Source organism: Brevibacillus choshinensis, assembly GCF_016811915.1.
In the GTDB taxonomy this organism is placed as follows: domain Bacteria; phylum Bacillota; class Bacilli; order Brevibacillales; family Brevibacillaceae; genus Brevibacillus; species Brevibacillus choshinensis_A.
This window is the reverse complement of sequence record NZ_CP069127.1, coordinates 6,000,673-6,017,940: the sequence shown is the minus strand read 5'-3', so window position 1 is coordinate 6,017,940 and position 17,268 is coordinate 6,000,673. Positions and strand designations below refer to the sequence as shown.

Sequence of the window (17,268 nt, the reverse complement as noted above, 5' to 3'; positions counted from 1 at the left end):
CGATACTGGGAACAGGAGTTAATGGAATGAAAAAAAAGGGTCTTTATCTGTTGTTGCTGCCAGGCGTTTTGTTTTTGACGCTGTTCATGATCATCCCGATCGTGATGACCATTGCGTCCACCTTCTTTCAAGAAGGGAGCTTTACCGTTGAAGGCTATCTCAAGTTTCTGACCGATCCGTATTTTATCAAAATCCTGCTGACAACCTTGCAGGTAAGTCTCGTTACGACGATTGTGTGCATACTGCTGGGTTTCCCGGCAGCCTATTACATCTCCAAGCTGGGTGCTCGCAAAAAAGGCATTCTGCTGGCATTGGCTATCTTCCCATTGCTGACGAGCTCGGTTGTTCGCTCGTTTAGCTGGATGATTATTCTCGGAAAAAAAGGGCTTTTGAACAGCTCCCTGATTTCCATGGGACTGATTGAAAAGCCGTTGGAAATATTGTATACCCCGACCGCGATGATGATCGGCTTGATCCATTTGTTCCTGCCGTTGATCATTATCACGCTGGTCGGTGTCATGGAAAACATCGATCCAGACCTGATCAAGGCCGCAGAAAGCTTGGGAGCGTCCAAGTTTACCGCGTTCCGCAAGGTCATTGTGCCGCTCAGCGTACCGGGACTCATCATCGGGAGCATTCTCGTATTCGTAGGGAGCTTGACCGCTTATACGACACCGGCATTGCTGGGTGGGAAGCAGCGGGTCATCTCCACGTTCCTCTACCAGAATGCCATTACCTTGAATGACTGGTACATGGCATCCGTCATTGCCACCATCATGATTGTCATTACCTTTGTTGTCATTTTCCTGATGAACAAACTGGCGACGAAATTAAATCCGAAGGGGTAGAAGCTATGCAGGAGAAAAATCGAGGGCTGGCCCTGTTTACGCTTCTGGTGTTTCTGTTTTTGCTGGGGCCGCTCATCATCATTTCCTTTACATCATTTGAACCGGGAACGGTATTGAAGTTTCCGCCAGAGGGCTTTTCCTGGCGCTGGTATGAAAACATTTTTGAGGTAGAGATGTTCATGACGACCTTCAAGACGTCCATGTTCGTCTCGTTGATCGGCAACCTGCTGGCGCTCATCTTGGGGATTCCGGCAGCGTATGCGCTGAGCCGCTTTCAGTTCAAGGGCAAGGCAGCGTTGAATGCGATCTTCATCTCTCCTGTCCTGATTCCGGGCATTGTCATGGGCTTTGCGATGCTCAAGTACGTCATCGTGGTCTACGACCTGCCGATTTACGCAGGACTGCTTGTGGGGCACACCGTCGTCATGCTGCCTTTCATTATTCGGGTAGTCGCATCCAGCTTGTCCAACTTTGATTTTGCTGTCGAGGAAGCGGCGCTGAGTCTGGGGGCAGGGCGTCTGGAGACGTTCTTCAAAGTCGTGCTTCCGAATATTCGCTCCGGAATTATTGCCGCGATCTTGATCGCCTTTCTGGAGTCGTTCAATAACGTAGATATTTCCGTCTTTATGACCGGACCTGGGGTAAGCACGCTGCCGATCCAGATGCTGACGTATGTGGAAAACAACTTTGACCCGACGATTGCCGCTATTTCCGTGCTGCTCATGATCGTGACGGCCATTCTCATGTTCATCATCGAACGTCTCATGGGGCTTTCCTACTTTACTAAACGATAACGGAGGCATCAAATCATGGCATTGCTCACGCTGGAAAACGTATCGGTTGCCTACGACAATCAGTACATTTTGCAAAACTTCAATCTGAATATCGAAAAAGGCCAGCTCATTTCCTTGCTGGGACCGAGCGGCTGCGGGAAGACGACGACACTGCGTTTGATCGCTGGCTTTCTCGAAGCCAAGGACGGGAAGTTCCTGTTTGATGGAAAAGACTACACCCGCGTTCCGGTCAACAAGCGCAATTTCGGATTTGTGTTTCAAAGCTATGCGCTGTTTCCGCACTTGTCCGTGTTTGACAACGTAGCATTCGGTCTGCGCCTGCGAAAAGTCAACGAATCCGAAGTGAAGAAACGTGTGATGGACATTCTGGATGTTGTCAGCCTGAACGGGTTTGAAAAGCGTCATCCGAAAGAGCTTTCCGGTGGGCAAAGACAGCGCGTAGCGATTGCCCGTGCGCTGGTCATCCAGCCGGACCTGCTGCTGTTTGACGAGCCGCTTTCCAATCTGGATGCAAACCTGCGCATCAACATGCGGGTCGAAATCCGCCGCATTCAGCAGGAGTTGGGCATCACGACTGTGTACGTATCCCACGATCAGGAGGAGTGCTTCTCCATTTCCGATCAGGTGGCGATCATGAACAAAGGGATTATCGAGCAATTGGACGATCCTGCGACGATTTTCAAATATCCGAAGACGGAGTTCATCGCCCGCTTTATTGGGTTTACCAATTTCATTACGTTTGCAGAGCGGTCTACGCAAAACGGGGAAATCAGCCTGCGAGTAGGCGAGCACACCTTCATCGCGGCGAATCATCCGGGTACAGCGAGTGCATCCGGCAAAAAATGCGCCCTGCGGCCGGATGACCTGATTGTGACAACAGAGGAATCGCAGGATCACGCTATGAATCGCTTGAGAGGGAGCGTCAAAGTCAGCACGTTCCTGGGACGCAGCTACCAATACGTCGTCGAGACCGATCTGGGAGATTTCACGGTGAATCAAGAAATGGAGACCCCCTACAAGAGCGGCCAAAAGGTCAATCTGCTGTTCCCCAAAGACAAACTGGTGCTGGTGGACTAACGACAGGAGGGGTTTTTCATGAAGGTCGATTTGCTGATTCAGAATGTGCAGGTCTACAACAGCTATTTCAAAAGGTTTATCGAAGGAAACGCAGCTGTTCTGGATGGAAGGTTTGTTTATATAGGAAAGCGCGGTACGGATTCGTTTGAGGCACGTGATGTTCTGGAGGGAAAAGGCCGCTACTTGATTCCGGGGCTGGTGGACATCCATCTGCATATTGAGAGTACGATGGTCACGCCTGAGACCTTTTCCTTTGGCTTGATTCAAAACGGGGTGACCACGATCGTACCAGAGCCGCATGAGATGGCCAATGTGTTCGGCATCGAGGGGATCAAGGAAATGATTCGGGCCAGCCGCGACTGTGTCGTCGACATGAAGTATGCGATTCCGAGCTCGGTTCCCGCGACGGCGATGGAAACGACAGGCGGATCGGTAGAGATCGCGGACATCGATGAGCTGCTGCGCTCGGAGGAGATCATCTGCCTGGGAGAGATCATGAACTACGTGGATGTAATCTCTGACCCGAACTGCAAGACGAACCAAATTCTCCGACATATTCGCAAAGAGTATCCGCATCTGGTGATCGAGGGACACGTGCCAAAGCTGCTCGATCTGGATTTGCACCAGATGCTTTTCGCGGGGGTCGATTCAGACCATACGCATCAAACGCCGGAAGGAATGGAGGCCCGCATCGCAGCAGGGATGTTCCTCGAAATTCAGGAGAAATCGATGACCGAGGAAGTCATGGACTATTTGATCAAGCAAGACGTTTCTGAGCATTTCTGCTTTGTCACAGATGACGTCATGACGGATTCGCTGCACGCTCGCGGGCATCTGAACCATCTCGTGAAAAAGGCGATTGCGATGGGGATGGAGCCGGAGCGTGCGATCTATGCGAGCACCTATACCCCTGCGAAAAGAATGAACATGCATGACCGGGGAGCGATCGCGCCTGGAAAGATTGCCGATTTTCTGCTGGTATCCGACTTGCGCGAGCTGACCATTGATCAAGTGTACAAGAACGGGAAAAAAGCGTACGATGCGCAGGAGGAATACCGCCAGACGGCGTCGCAGCGGCAATTTCCCCCTCATTTTTACGAGAGCATCCAGCTGGAGCCTCTGACCGAGGCGGATTTTGAGGTTCGCACAGACGCTCCGGACAACCGCTATCCTTGCCGCGTGATGCTGGTGCAGAACGGATCCACGTTTACCGAGGACCATCGCGGGATCGTCGAGGTGGCGGATGGCAAGCTTTGCTGGCAGGAAAGCCCTTATGGATTGATCGCCGTGTTTGAACGCTATGGGAAAAACGGCAATCGCGGCTACGGGCTGATCAGCGGGGATACGATCAAGCGAGGAGCCGTGGCGACAAGCTACTCGCATGACAACCACAATCTTCTGGTCGTCGGCCACAATCCGCACGATATGATGGTGGCGGCGAATGAAGTCATCCGCAATCAGGGCGGCTTCTACGTGGTAGAAAACGGGGAAGTCATCGCCAGCCTCCACTTGCCGGTAGGAGGCATCCTGACGGAGGAGCCGCTGGAAAAAACGGCGAATGAAGTCGAGCAGCTGCGTCGCGCCATGGAGTCCCTCGGGTATCAGCATTACAACCCGATCATGTCGATCAGTACGCATTCCTTGCCGGTGAGTCCTGCCCTGAAGATCACGGATATCGGGCTGATTGATGTGAATGCAGGCAAAGTGGTGCCGTTATTGTTGATGTAAAAGCGGGCCCGGGAGGATTTCCCGGGTTTTCTTTTTATTCACTCAGCATAGTTCACAAATTTTTGCTATAATAGTATTTTGTGTGTTTACAAAATCATACAGGGCGAGGAAAAATAGAAAATGAACGAAACCTTTTCGACCAAAGAAAAATGGCGACAATTTTTGGTCGTGCTGCTGCCGATTCTCATTTCGCAACTGGCTCTTTTTTCCATGACGTTTTTCGATACAATCATGTCCGGACATGCGAGTCCCGTTGATTTGGCAGGGGTAGCTATCGGTGCGAGCCTTTGGGCGCCTGTTCAAGCTGGCTTGACGGGTATTTTGATGGCGGTGACCCCCATGGTGGCACAAATGATCGGGGCAAACCGCAGGGAGAGAGTGCCCTTTACCGTGATTCAAGCCTTATATGTGGCCGTGGCCATTGCTGTCGCCGTCATCATCGTCGGGGCGCTGGTGCTAAATCCGGTTCTGCAGCTGATGGATCTGGAGCCTACCGTACATCAGATTGCGCGCGACTTTTTACATGCGATTGCGATCGGAATCATTCCGCTGTTTCTTTATACCGTCATTCGCTGTTTCATTGATGCACTCGGAGAAACCCGGGTAACCATGGTCATCACGCTGTTTTCGCTGCCGATCAATGTATTTCTGAACTATGTGCTGATCTTCGGGAACCTGGGATTCCCCCGACTTGGCGGGGTGGGGGCAGGGTATGCTTCTGCCATTACGTATTGGTGCATATTGTTGATTAGTCTGTTTGTGGTTCAGCGTGTGCATCCGTTTGTGGAGTACGGCCTGTTCGCGAAGCTTTATCGGATTTCCCTCTCTGCTTGGAAGGAGCTTCTCAAGCTGGGGCTGCCGATTGGTTTTTCCATTTTCTTCGAAGTAAGCATTTTTGCTGCGGTGACGCTGTTCATGAGCGAGTACAGCACGGTCACGATCGCGGCTCACCAAGCGGCTATGAACTTTGCCTCGTTCATCTACATGGTGCCGCTCAGCATTTCGATGGCGCTGACGATTTTGGTCGGCTTCGAGGTCGGAGCCAACCGATTCCGGGATGCGCGGCAATACAGCTATTTGGGCATCGGAGTCGCTGTTGTCCTGGCACTGCTGTTTGGGGTCATGCTGCTAGTCTTCAATGAACAGGTAGCGGGCTTCTATACGACGGACGAAGGAGTGCTCCGTCTCACCCAGCATTTCCTGATGTATTCGATTCTGTTCTTGATCTCCGATGCGGTAGCGGCGCCCATCCAAGGGGTCCTGCGCGGCTACAAGGACGTGACGGTGACCTTTGTCGTGGCGCTCATCTCGTACTGGGTGATCGGGCTTCCGCTTGGCTATGCGCTGGCACAGCTGACTCCGCTGGCCGCATTCGGTTACTGGATTGGCTTGATCACTGGTCTGGCAGCAGGGGCCGTGTTCTTGTTTGGGCGTTTGCTGAAGCTGCAAAATAAGATGATCAGATTGCATGACTCTCCATAACGGTCTCGTTATCTCACGGCGGAGGATCCTTTTTCACAAGGATTTTCCGCCTTTTGCATGAAGCTCAGAAAGCGCGTTTACAATAGGTGTGAACATCGTGAAAAATTTTACTCCTATTTTCTAGGAGTAGCGTATATACTTTCTATATCAGGTTGTGGGAGAAAAGCTAACATGACGTGCGGATGGGAGGAGAAGTAGGATGGCCTACGATTTCTTGATAAAGCTGGGGGTTGCACTATTTTTAGGTCTTTTAATCGGAATGGACAGGCAGCTGAAGCACAAACCACTCGGTGTGAAGACGAGCATGGTCATTTCGGTGGCGAGTTGCCTGATCACGATCGTTTCCATTGAATCGGTACATCGATTTTCCTTGCCTGGGCACACCAACATGGATCCCCTTCGCCTGGCTGCGCAAATTGTCAGCGGTGTCGGTTTTCTCGGGGCTGGCGTTATTTTGCGCCGGAGCAACGATGTGATCTCCGGACTGACTACGGCCTCCATGGTCTGGGCGGCATCAGGACTAGGCATCGCGGTCGGCGCCGGCTTTTATTTTGAAGCAGTCACTGCGGCAATCCTGATCATTTTGGCGATCAACCTGTTCCCGCTGATACTCAAATGGATCGGACCGCGCTCTCTGCGCCAACGGGATTTGTCCATCAAGATCATCGTGGACGGACTCGTCAATCTGGACGATGTCTTCAGGCAGATCAAGCATTTGAATTTGCAGGTCAAGCGGGTCAAAGTAAAGGATGTGGATCAAGGTCAGCAAAAGCTGGAAATGATGATCATCGCATCCGAGGATACGTACACGACCGATATATACAGCTCTCTCAAATCGGTCGAGCATGTCGTGACCGTAGAGGTTGAGAGTCAATAGCAAGCCAAGGAATCGATAGACTCATGCATCCGCGGGGGATGGCATGGGTCTTTTTGCATTTTCTTGTTGCATAGGCAAAAACCGGACATCATAAAGGTGGGTAATAGATGAAAAGGAGGATGAGAGATGGACTATAGAATAGAGAAGGACACGATAGGAGAAATTCAGGTTCCTGCAGATAAATTGTGGGGCGCACAGACACAGCGCAGCTTTCAGAACTTTAAAATTGGCGGACAGAAGATGCCGCTCCAGGTCATCCACATGTTTGCCATCCTGAAAAAGAGTGCAGCTGCGGTTAATCAAAAGCTGGGCAAGCTGGACCCGGAAAAGGCCGAAGCGATCATCAAGGCTGCTGATGAAATCATCGCAGGGAAATGGAACGAGCATTTTCCTCTCGTCGTCTGGCAAACAGGCAGCGGAACGCAGTCCAACATGAACGTCAACGAGGTCATTGCTCATCGCGCCAACCAGCTGTTGGAGGAAAAAGGGAGTGCCGCTCGCATTCATGCCAATGACGACGTCAACAAGTCGCAGAGCTCCAATGACACCTTTCCGACAGCGATGCACATGGCCGCTCTGGTCGCCATCGAGGATCATGTGCTGCCAGCTGTAGCTGTCCTCAAGGAAACGCTGCGCCAAAAGAGCGAGGCGTTCATGGACATCATCAAGATCGGGCGGACGCATTTGCAGGATGCGACCCCTCTGACATTGGGGCAGGAGATCAGCGGATGGGTGCAAATGCTGGCCAAAAGCGAAAAAATGATCGCGGAAAGCGCCGAGTATTTGCGAGAGCTAGCGATAGGCGGGACGGCGGTAGGTACGGGAATCAATGCACATCCTCGCTTTGGGGAGATGGTCGCGGACGAAATCAGCCAGGTCACGAACAAGAAGTTTCTTACAGCAGCCAACAAGTTTCACGCGTTGACCAGCCACGATGAATTGGTGCATGTCCACGGTGCCTTGAAGGCTCTGGCAGCCGATCTGATGAAGATCGCCAATGACGTCAGATGGCTGGCCAGTGGACCACGCTGCGGGATTGGTGAAATCACGATCCCTGCCAATGAGCCTGGAAGCTCGATCATGCCGGGAAAAGTAAACCCCACGCAAAGCGAAGCCATGACGATGGTGGTCTGCCAAGTCATGGGCAACGATGCGGCGATCGGCTTTGCGGCGAGCCAAGGGAATTTCGAGCTCAACGTGTTCAAGCCCGTGATCATTTACAACTTCCTGCAATCTGCCATGCTGCTGTCGGATGCCTTGCATTCCTTCAACGACAATTGCGCAGTGGGAATCGAGCCCAATCTGCCCATCCTCCAGAAAAACCTGAACAACTCCCTGATGCTCGTGACGGCTCTCAATCCGCACATCGGCTACGAAAATGCAGCAGCCGTCGCCAAGCTCGCCCACAAGGAAGGCCTCACCCTCAAGGAAGCAGCCATCAAAAGCAATCTGCTGACCGAGGAGCAATTCGATCAGGTCGTCCGTCCGGAGCAGATGATACATCCGAAAGAGTAGGGTTGAGTAACCCAAAGCATTACCAGGTAATGGCCGGTAGCACTTGCTATCGGTCTTTGTTTTTATCCAGATCCCCAGGAAAAAGGAGAAAAAAGCGCAAGGTCTTAGGGGCACGACCCAAGCGGAGTGGAAAAAGCGGAACACGCCCGAGCGTCCAACTTGAGATACCCGCAGTCCAAACCGCTTTTGGACGCCGTTCCGCTTTTGGAACGGAGCTGGCCAGAAACAGCTTCCAAGGGGTGCCCCTATGAACCTGAATCGTGTTCTCCTTTTTCCGCCCGACCCTCCTCAACAGCCAGAATCAGATGATTTCTATCTTTCCCCCCTCTTTATGTTTTCTTTACCTTTCTCTGCTATAGTGGACTTACAATTATCGGAAATAGGAGAAAGAGGCTATGAGAATTTTAATTGTAGACGACGACAAGGAAATCGTGGATCTGCTGGCCATATATCTCGGCAATGAAGGCTATGAAATCGAGAAGGCATTCGACGGGCTGGAAGCTCTCGAAAAGCTCGATCAAAAGGAATTTCACCTCGTCATCCTCGATGTCATGATGCCTGCACTCGATGGCCTGGAAGTGACCAAACGCGTTCGCAAGCATTCTCAAATCCCGATCCTCATGGCGAGCGCCAAAACAAACGACATGGACAAGATCATGGGGCTGATGACAGGGGCGGACGACTACGTAGCCAAGCCGTTTAATCCCCTCGAAGTCATCGCACGGGTCAAGTCTCTTTTGCGACGCGCCAATTACAGCAATGCCATGCAGCAAAAGGACAATGTGATCGAGGTAGGACCCCTCATCATTGATAAGCAAAGCCATGTCGCACAGACCAAGGAAGGAATTCCGATCAAGCTGACGGCGCTGGAGTTTTCCATTCTCTTTTTGCTTGCCAGCCATCCCAATCGTGTCTTCAGTTCGGAAGAGATTTTTGACCGATGCTGGAAGATGGATAATTACGTGTCGTACAAGACCGTGATGGTGCATATCAGCAATCTGCGTGAAAAGCTGGAGAAGGCGACAAATGGGGAAAAGGTGATCCAGACGGTCTGGGGGGTAGGCTATAAAATTGAAGCTTAACGTCCGGGACTTCCTGAGGATCCTGCTCGACCTGTTTCTCGGTTTGCTCATCTTTTTCGCGGTGTTTCAGACAGCGTCATTCTTCGCCAACAACTACCTGTATCGAATCCCCGAAGTCAAAGAGTACGTCTGGAAGATCCGCAGCACCTTTGGCATCGAGACTTTCAAGATTCCGATCGTGCTCTTGGCGACCGGTTTGTTTGCTGCCTGGACGATCGTCCGCATCCGCAAATATTGGGAGCAAAAGCAGATGGAGAGAATCATCGAAGAGCTTCATTACATCGCAAAGGGGAACTACGATCATCAAATATCCATCAGACCCAATGGCAGCCTGGGGGATGTAGTGGACAGCATCCATGCGCTGGTCAAAAGCACGCTGGATGCGATGGAAGAGGAGAGGAGCTTGGAGCAATCCAAGGACGAGCTTGTCACGAACGTCTCCCATGATTTGCGGACGCCGCTGACCTCGATCATGGGGTATCTGGGACTGATCGAGCAAGGCAAATACCAGGATGAGCAGCAAATCAGACAGTACACCCACATCGCTTACGAAAAAGCCAAGCAAATGAACGTCCTGGTCAGCGACTTGTTCGAGTATACCAAGGTCCGCAACCGTGGCGCCTATTTGAACCGTACACAGTTTGACCTCGTGGAGCTGGTCGAGCAGGTATCGGTAGGCTTTCGGATCGCTGCACATGAAGCGGGCTTGCAGCTGCAGGTAGACACGCCCGACGAAAAGGTGGAGATGTGGGGCGATACCGACAAGCTCGTGCGGGTGCTGGAAAACCTGATTTCCAACGCGATCAAATACGGTGGAGACGGCACGATCATTGCCGTCCGGCTGTATGAGGCTCCGGATGGTGCAGCCTTTTCGGTGGCAAACAACGGCAGTCCCATCCCGCCTGAGGCGATTCCCAATTTGTTCGAACGCTTCTATCGGGTAGAAGCCTCCCGCTCCCAGGAGACAGGGGGATCGGGACTGGGGCTGGCCATCGCCAAGAGCATCATCGACTTGCATCACGGAACCATTTCCGTGACGAGTACACCCGAATGGACGACCTTTACCGTCACTTTGCCTCGAGCTTCATAATCTCTTTACTCTTTCTTTAGAAACGATTTTGAGTTTGTTTAATCCAAAAGCCTATCCTTGCAGTGAGAGAACACGTGTGAGGAGGCTTTTTTTCGTGAGAAGGATCAGGTGGGGCAGAGTATTTCTGCTGTTTAGCATATTGGCGGGGATTTCATCCATGTGGGCTTGGATCTTTGCGGGAGAGGAAAAGGATAGCGTCTTTCGTCGGTGGGATCGGGCATTCTTCACGCTCCAAGCGCGGGCAGCCGTTTTGGTGGATGCGCAGACCGGCGAAGTCCTGTACGAACAGGATGCAGATACACCTTATCCAGTAGCGAGCATGTCGAAAATGATGACGGAATATCTGCTGCTGGAAGCGATCCGGGAAGGTCGCGTCTCGTGGGACGATCTGGTGCATGTCTCCGAAAATGCAGCGACGGCTGAGGGGGCGAGAGTGAGTCTGGCAGCGGGAGAGGCGTACCCGCTGAGCGATTTATACGAGGCAATGGCAGTGGGGTCCGCGAACAATGCCGCCGTGGCGATCGGTGAACATCTCGCAGGCAGTACGGCCGATTTCGCAGAGGAAATGAACCGAAAAGCAGAAGAGCTCGGACTTTTGTCTTCCCGTTTTGTAAATGCGACGGGGCTGGTCTACAGCTATGGTCAAAATCAGATGACGGCCAGGGATGTTGGACAACTGGCTTTCCGCCTGGTCAATGACTTCCCGGAAATCATTCAGCTGACCTCGGAGACGCGGGTACAGCTGAGCTCAACCAAAGAAAAGGTATCCAACACCAATCTGATGTTATTGACGAACAACGAGTCCCTTCGTGTGCAAGGCTTGGACGGACTTAAGACAGGTTTTACGGACGAGGCGGGCTATTGCTTTACAGGCACGGCCAAGCGGGGGGAGCGCCGACTGATCTCTGTCATCATGGGTGCGGACACCGAAGTGGCGCGTTTTACAGAAACGAAAAAACTGTTGGAAAAGGGGTTTTGATCCATCGATGAAAAAAGGTGCTGCAATGTGGACGGCAACTGTTACAAGCATCGCATTTATCCTGTATCTATGGCTTGTCGTCAAAATCCTTTTGTTTAAATTTGGACCGATTGAATGGAAAGCGTTGTTTGCCTCGATGTCTTTGAGTCTATCGCACCCGGAGCTGATCTGGGAGCGTTTGCTGATCCGGGGAAACCTCATTCCTTTCCATGAAATCAGAAACTACCTAGCGAACATGAGCGAAGGCGTGCGAATCGTGAACTTCATTGGCAACGTGCTTGCCTTTCTGCCGTTTGGATTTCTCCTGCCATTTCTCCACATGCAAAAGGACCGATCATTCTGGAAGACGGCAATCCTGTCCTTTCTCTTCAGCCTTTGTCTGGAGGCGGCGCAATTGATTGCGAGCATCGGGATCTTTGATGTAGACGATCTTCTGCTGAATACCACTGGTGGAATGCTGGGCTACATCGGATACAAGCTGTGCAGGCTCGTCTTGGTGTATCGTCCTCAAAAAAGCAACGTTGTGCAAGAGCGGACCGTGCATTGAGCCACGGTCCATTTTCGTCCAATCCCACACTTCCCCTTGTTTTGTCTCAAAGTCTGCAAGTACACTAAAAGAATCCCTAGGATAAACACTTCGGAAGAGAAGGTGAATTCTCTTTGTTTGATAAAGCGATAGAAGTCTTGCAAAAATACTTTGGCTATCCTTCCTTTCGGGATGGCCAAAAGAAGATTATCGAAAGCCTGCTGACGGGACATGACACCTTGGGCATCATGCCGACGGGCGGAGGAAAATCAATCTGCTACCAGGTGCCGGCCATGTTGTTTGACGGCGTGACCATCGTCATCTCTCCGCTGATTTCTCTCATGAAGGACCAGGTCGACGTGCTGGTCAGCATGGGGATTCCCGCGACGCAAATCAACAGCTCGCTGGAGGCCGCTGAAGTGCGCGAGCGGCTGAGAATGGCTGCACGCGGGGACTACAAGCTCCTCTACATCGCTCCGGAGCGACTGGAGTCAGAGTCATTCCGATCATTGATTCGCGATGTGCCGATCTCCTTTGTTGCCGTCGACGAAGCGCATTGTGTATCCCAGTGGGGTCACGATTTTCGACCGAGCTATCTGGAAATCGCCCGCTTCCTGCACACATTGCCTGAGCGCCCTGTCGTTGCGGCATTGACGGCTACGGCCACGCCTGAGGTTACGGAGGATATCCGCCGCCAACTGACATTGGTCGATGAGCGCACTTTTATCACCGGTTTTGGCAGGGACAATCTGCTCATGGCGGTACGCAAGGGGGAGAATCGCCGCGCGTTCATCACCGACTATTTGCGCGCGAACAGCGGGCAGGCTGGAATCATCTACGCGGCGACGAGAAAAGACGTGGACGCTCTCCATGCCGATCTTGCCAAGCGCGGCTTTGCCGTCACGAAATACCATGCCGGACTGTCCGAGGAAGAGCGCGTGCAGAATCAGGAAGCCTTTTTGTTTGACGATGTTAGGACGATGATCGCGACGAATGCGTTTGGGATGGGGATCGACAAATCCAACGTGCGTTACGTCATTCACTACAACATGCCGAAAAATCTGGAGGCGTACTATCAGGAGGCGGGCCGTGCCGGTCGTGATGGGGAGCCGAGTGAATGCATCCTGCTGTTCCAGCCGCAGGACATCCAGACCCAGACGTTTTTCATCGAGCAAAACCAGCTGTCAGATGAACGCAAGGAGCATGAATACAAAAAGCTGTACGCCATGATCGACTATTGCCGAACCCCGCGTTGCCTGACGCAGTACATCGTGCAGTACTTCGGCGAGACTGAGGCGCAGCCATGCGGCCAATGCGCCAATTGTACGGATGACACGGAACTTGCGGACATCACGCTCGAGGCACAGAAGATCTTTTCCTGCGTAAAACGGATGCGGGAGCGCTTCGGTGCAGCCCTCGTGGCACAGGTGCTCAAAGCCTCGAAAAACAAAAAGGTCAGCCAATTCGGGTTTGACCAGCTGCCGACGTACGGCTTGATGAAGGAATACAAGGAAAAGGAGATTGTCGACCTGATCCAGATTCTGATCGCAGAAGGCTACCTGCAAGTGACAGAGAGCCAATATCCGATCGTCAAGCTGGGCGAAAAGGCGCTTCCCGTGCTCAGGGGAGAGGAGCGCGTCTGGCAGAAAATCGCGATCAGACCCGTTCAGCAGGAGGAAGACGACGACTTGTTCGACCGCCTGAGACAGCTGCGCAAAGAAATCTCCCAGCGCGAAGGTGTGCCTCCGTACGTCATCTTCCACGACAGCACGCTGAAGGAAATGAGCAGTCTGTGCCCAACGGATAAATCAGCGATGCTGAAAGTAAAGGGTGTCGGCGAATCCAAATTCGATAAGTACGGACATCTCTTTCTGGATTGTCTGCAAACATACGCTGCTGAAAAACCGCAACCGCAATAAGTTGCGGTTTTTCTGGTTTTCTTTAGAAATTTGGAAACAAATGGTTCGTTTCTAGTAAAAAAGACTGATATAGTTAAATTGTTACATAGAAAAAAATAGAAATAGAGGGGACGACATGATCAAAAGGGGAACCAAAGTAGGCAGGACGTTGCTAGGGCTGGCAATGTCCACAGTGTTGATGGGCAGCGCGTTTGTGGGCGCGTCTGTACCCGCGCAAGCAGCAACGGCGCAAGCTCCGGCAGCGGAGACCAAAATCACATTGCTCGGCACATCTGACATCCACGGCAGATTCATGCCATGGGATTACGCGCTGGATGGCCCAAATCCAAACGGCAGTCTGACACAGCTTTTCACCATGATCAAAGAGATACGCAAGGAAAATCCGAATACGGTCCTGCTGGACGCGGGTGACTCCATCCAGGACAACTCGGCTGAGCTGTTCAACGACCAGCCCGAGTCTCCGATGATGGTGGCGATGAATGAAATGGGCTACGATGCATGGGCGTTCGGCAACCACGAGTTCAACTTCGGATTGGACATTTTGGACAAGATCAGCAGCCAGTACAAAGGGCCAGTGCTCGCAGGCAACATTTACAAAGAAAACGGCGAGCGCTTCCTGCCGGCATACACGATCGTTGAGCGTGACGGAATCAAAATTGGCGTCATCGGCATGGATACTCCGATGATCTCTGACTTTGAAAAGGGGACCGATCACCTGGACGGACTCGTGGTGAAAAATCCGGTAGAAGAAACCAAAAAAGCAGTAAAAGAGCTGGAAGGCAAAGTAGACGTGATGATCGGCCTCATGCACATGGGGATTGAAAATGAGAACGGCATTCCGGGCACTGGTGTTGCCGACATCGCGAACGCGGTACCTGAGCTTACCGCCATTTTCGCCGGCCACATGCACAAGCTCGTGAAAAAAGAAGAGATCAACGGTGTGCTCATCACCGAGCCGGATAAATACGGCACCCATTTGTCCCGCATCGACCTGACCTTTGAAAAGAAAGACGGCAAGGTCGTGCTGAAAGGCAAGGAAGCGACAGCGGTTCCTGTAAAAGGAGCAGACGGAACACCTGCTGTATCCGACCCTGAGCTGGAGTTCAAGCTCAAGCCGTTCCACGAATTCGCTCGCGCGGATGCAAACATCGTCGTAGCAGAGCTCAAAGGCATGAACCTGGTAGACAAAAACGAAATCGAAGGCATCCCGACGGTGCAGATCCAGGAGACTCCGCTGTCTGACTTCTTCCATGAAGTGATGCTCTACTACAGCAAGGCCGACGTGGTCGCGCACCAGATCGACAATGACAAAGCCAAGCTCGATGTCGGCCCGATCAAGAAAAAAGACATCGCCTACAACTACCAGTACGCAGGAGGCGAGATCACCGTTTACAAAGTGACAGGGAAAGACCTGAAAGACTACATGGAATGGGCAGTCGGCTACTTCAACTCGACCCGTCCCGGTGATGTAACAGTGAGCTTTGACAGTAAGCGCCGAGCTTCCAAATACAGCACCAACGATTTCTTTGGCAATGTGAAATACGAGATCGATCTGACCAAACCGTACGGCAGCCGAATCACCAACCTGCGCAAAATGGATGGTACGCCGATCAAACCGGTAGACATCCTGAAGCTGGGCATGAATGCATACCGCATGGAAGCCCTGCAAGCCAAGGGGGGCGCGCTGGAAGGCCGCAAATTTGAGCAGCTCTGGTCCTCCAAGGAGGAGAGTGCTTTTGGTGAGACACAAGGCACCATACGCAACCGAGCGATCGCCTATCTGAAGGAAGTGAAGAAGGGCGTATACACGCCGACCGTTCAACACAACTGGAAGATCGTCGGCGTAGATACGATTGCGCCAGAGCGTGCCGATGTTGTCGCGCTGATCAACGCAGGCATCCTGAGCGTACCGAAAACCGAAGATGGCAAGTACACCAACATCGCGTCCATCAACATCAAGGACGCCGTGACCAAAGAAGAGATCGCTGAGCTTTCAGCGAAGGCAAAGGTGGACGCGAGCAAATTTGCCAACGTCAAAACCAAAGGCGAGTTCTATCACTTGCTGAATCAAGCCGTCAAAGCAGCTGCGCCAGCGCCGCAAAAATAATCGGAAGAACACGAAAAACCGCGCCGTAGAGGACGCGGTTTTTTGTATGGGCCGAGGACTAGCCGTGGACTTTTTTGCGTTGATTGGAAAGATAGAGGAGAAAAGCCAGCAGCAGCAGCCCCTGACCGATGATGGCCCCTGAAATCGAGACTCCCAGGTACACAACCAGGTAGTAGATGCCAGATCCGATGACCATCAGGGTGTTCTCCACGAGGTTTTGGATCGCAATGGTCTTCCCTGACCCGACCAGCTTTTTCCCTTCCTCCTGGAGGATCGTGTTCATCGGGATAATAAAGGCCCCACCCATAAATCCGACGAGCAGCAGCAAGCAAATGGCGACGGCCGTGACATGGATCCACGGAAACAGCGCGATCACGAGGAACATTCCGAATCCGTAGTTTACGGATTTTGTGAATTGGTGCAGCGGAATCAATTTGGGAGCAAGAAACGCTCCGACGATGATGCCGATGGAAATGGTGGCGAGAATGAGCGAGACCGAAAAGCTTTCCGGATCGATCCCCAGCGCGATGGGAATCCAGGCGATCAAGGCTACGCGCAGCACAGCCGAGCTCATCCAGAACGAACCGGTTCCAACCAGAGAGAAGCGTGTATCGGGACGCTTCATCAGCAGGGTGAAATCTGCAAAAAAGCGGCGTGTTTCCGTACCGTAGCGAATATTCGCGTTTCCTTGCATGCGCGGGATGAAAAAGGTCATCGCCAGCGACAACAGGTAGAGCAGCAGGCAAATTCCCGATGAGACGAGGGGAGCCGTCATGGAAGCAATCGCTCCGCCACCCCCGATTCCGAGCAAAATGGCGATGATGGTATACCCTTCGATTCGGGCATTTGCCCGGAACAGTTCATCCTCGTTTTGAGTCAGCTCAGGCAGGATCCCGTATTTGGCAGGGGAATAGACGACGGCTCCAAGGCCGACCGTAAAGTAGCTGAGCATCAAAAGCAAAATGCTGGAATGATCGATGACGAATAAGAGCACGATGCCAATAGCCTTGATCAGGTTGCCGATGACGAGCACGAACGATTTCGGATGTTTGTCAGCAAAGGGACCGACGAGCGGCGCCAGAAAAATGTACGGAAGAAAAAAGGAAATGGATACGAGTGCGAGCATAGCGGGAGAAAAACCGTTCTCCCGCAGCAGGTTGGCGATGACAAACAGGATCATGTTGTCGGCAAAGGCAGACAGGAACTGGGTAAAATACAAGGCTTGCAACGGTTGTATGCGCATT

Annotated in this window: 14 protein-coding genes; 13 read left to right on the top strand and 1 reads right to left on the bottom strand. The window is 52.2% G+C overall.

Annotated elements, in window-relative coordinates; translation table 11 throughout:
- Positions 1–26: 26 nt before the first annotated feature.
- From JNE38_RS29820 to JNE38_RS29760, 13 genes are all read left to right on the top strand, one after another.
- On the top strand, positions 27–848 hold the full coding sequence (locus tag JNE38_RS29820) for an ABC transporter permease (protein WP_203354626.1): 822 nt from the start codon (positions 27–29) through the stop codon (positions 846–848).
- 5 nt (positions 849–853) lie between these two features.
- Complete coding sequence (locus JNE38_RS29815; RefSeq protein WP_203354625.1) at positions 854–1,642, top strand: ABC transporter permease; 789 nt, start codon at positions 854–856, stop codon at positions 1,640–1,642.
- Positions 1,643–1,657: 15 nt separating this feature from the next.
- Positions 1,658–2,719: an ABC transporter ATP-binding protein gene (locus tag JNE38_RS29810; protein WP_203354624.1), complete on the top strand. Its 1,062-nt coding sequence runs from the start codon at positions 1,658–1,660 to the stop codon at positions 2,717–2,719.
- 18 nt (positions 2,720–2,737) lie between these two features.
- Entirely contained in the window at positions 2,738–4,447 is a 1,710-nt protein-coding gene (locus tag JNE38_RS29805; RefSeq protein WP_203354623.1) for an adenine deaminase, read from the top strand.
- A gap of 120 nt (positions 4,448–4,567) precedes the next feature.
- Positions 4,568–5,929: an MATE family efflux transporter gene (locus tag JNE38_RS29800; RefSeq protein ID WP_203354622.1), complete on the top strand. Its 1,362-nt coding sequence runs from the start codon at positions 4,568–4,570 to the stop codon at positions 5,927–5,929.
- Between the two features lie 199 nt (positions 5,930–6,128).
- Positions 6,129–6,806 (top strand): MgtC/SapB family protein, encoded by a 678-nt coding sequence (locus JNE38_RS29795; RefSeq protein WP_203354621.1) that lies wholly within the window; start codon positions 6,129–6,131, stop codon positions 6,804–6,806.
- Positions 6,807–6,932: 126 nt separating this feature from the next.
- Positions 6,933–8,321, top strand: coding sequence for a class II fumarate hydratase (gene fumC, locus JNE38_RS29790; protein ID WP_203354620.1), 1,389 nt, complete (start codon positions 6,933–6,935; stop codon positions 8,319–8,321).
- Positions 8,322–8,716: 395 nt separating this feature from the next.
- On the top strand, positions 8,717–9,403 hold the full coding sequence (locus JNE38_RS29785; RefSeq protein WP_203354619.1) for a response regulator transcription factor: 687 nt from the start codon (positions 8,717–8,719) through the stop codon (positions 9,401–9,403).
- A complete protein-coding gene (locus JNE38_RS29780) occupies positions 9,393–10,493 on the top strand; it encodes a sensor histidine kinase (RefSeq protein ID WP_203354618.1) in 1,101 nt (366 codons plus the stop codon). The genes JNE38_RS29785 and JNE38_RS29780 overlap by 11 nt, the downstream gene beginning before the upstream one ends.
- A 94-nt stretch (positions 10,494–10,587) precedes the next feature.
- Positions 10,588–11,472, top strand: coding sequence for a D-alanyl-D-alanine carboxypeptidase family protein (locus JNE38_RS29775; RefSeq protein WP_238933512.1), 885 nt, complete (start codon positions 10,588–10,590; stop codon positions 11,470–11,472).
- Between the two features lie 7 nt (positions 11,473–11,479).
- A complete protein-coding gene (locus JNE38_RS29770) occupies positions 11,480–12,019 on the top strand; it encodes a VanZ family protein (RefSeq protein WP_203354617.1) in 540 nt (179 codons plus the stop codon).
- A 113-nt stretch (positions 12,020–12,132) separates the two neighbouring features.
- The gene (recQ, locus tag JNE38_RS29765; protein ID WP_203354616.1) at positions 12,133–13,917 is read left to right on the top strand and encodes a DNA helicase RecQ; all 1,785 of its coding nucleotides are present in this window, start codon (positions 12,133–12,135) and stop codon (positions 13,915–13,917) included.
- 115 nt (positions 13,918–14,032) lie between these two features.
- Positions 14,033–16,024, top strand: coding sequence for a bifunctional metallophosphatase/5'-nucleotidase (locus JNE38_RS29760; RefSeq protein ID WP_203354615.1), 1,992 nt, complete (start codon positions 14,033–14,035; stop codon positions 16,022–16,024).
- 58 nt (positions 16,025–16,082) lie between these two features.
- Here JNE38_RS29760 and lplT read toward each other — a convergent pair whose 3' ends face one another.
- Positions 16,083–17,267, bottom strand: coding sequence for a lysophospholipid transporter LplT (gene lplT / locus JNE38_RS29755; protein WP_238933768.1), 1,185 nt, complete (start codon positions 17,265–17,267; stop codon positions 16,083–16,085).
- Between the last annotated feature and the right edge of the window lies 1 nt (position 17,268).

Excerpts from the sequence above, each read along its gene's own strand:
- JNE38_RS29820 (WP_203354626.1), top strand. The coding sequence starts at position 27 with ATGAAAAAAAAGGGTCTTTATCTGTTGTTGCTGCCAGGCGTTTTGTTT.
- JNE38_RS29800 (WP_203354622.1), top strand. The coding sequence starts at position 4,568 with ATGAACGAAACCTTTTCGACCAAAGAAAAATGGCGACAATTTTTGGTC.
- JNE38_RS29810 (WP_203354624.1), top strand. The coding sequence starts at position 1,658 with ATGGCATTGCTCACGCTGGAAAACGTATCGGTTGCCTACGACAATCAG.
- JNE38_RS29795 (WP_203354621.1), top strand. The coding sequence starts at position 6,129 with ATGGCCTACGATTTCTTGATAAAGCTGGGGGTTGCACTATTTTTAGGT.
- fumC (WP_203354620.1), top strand. The coding sequence starts at position 6,933 with ATGGACTATAGAATAGAGAAGGACACGATAGGAGAAATTCAGGTTCCT.
- lplT (WP_238933768.1), bottom strand. The coding sequence starts at position 17,267 with ATGCGCATACAACCGTTGCAAGCCTTGTATTTTACCCAGTTCCTGTCT.
- JNE38_RS29785 (WP_203354619.1), top strand. The coding sequence starts at position 8,717 with ATGAGAATTTTAATTGTAGACGACGACAAGGAAATCGTGGATCTGCTG.
- JNE38_RS29770 (WP_203354617.1), top strand. The coding sequence starts at position 11,480 with ATGAAAAAAGGTGCTGCAATGTGGACGGCAACTGTTACAAGCATCGCA.
- JNE38_RS29815 (WP_203354625.1), top strand. The coding sequence starts at position 854 with ATGCAGGAGAAAAATCGAGGGCTGGCCCTGTTTACGCTTCTGGTGTTT.
- JNE38_RS29760 (WP_203354615.1), top strand. The coding sequence starts at position 14,033 with ATGATCAAAAGGGGAACCAAAGTAGGCAGGACGTTGCTAGGGCTGGCA.
- JNE38_RS29805 (WP_203354623.1), top strand. The coding sequence starts at position 2,738 with ATGAAGGTCGATTTGCTGATTCAGAATGTGCAGGTCTACAACAGCTAT.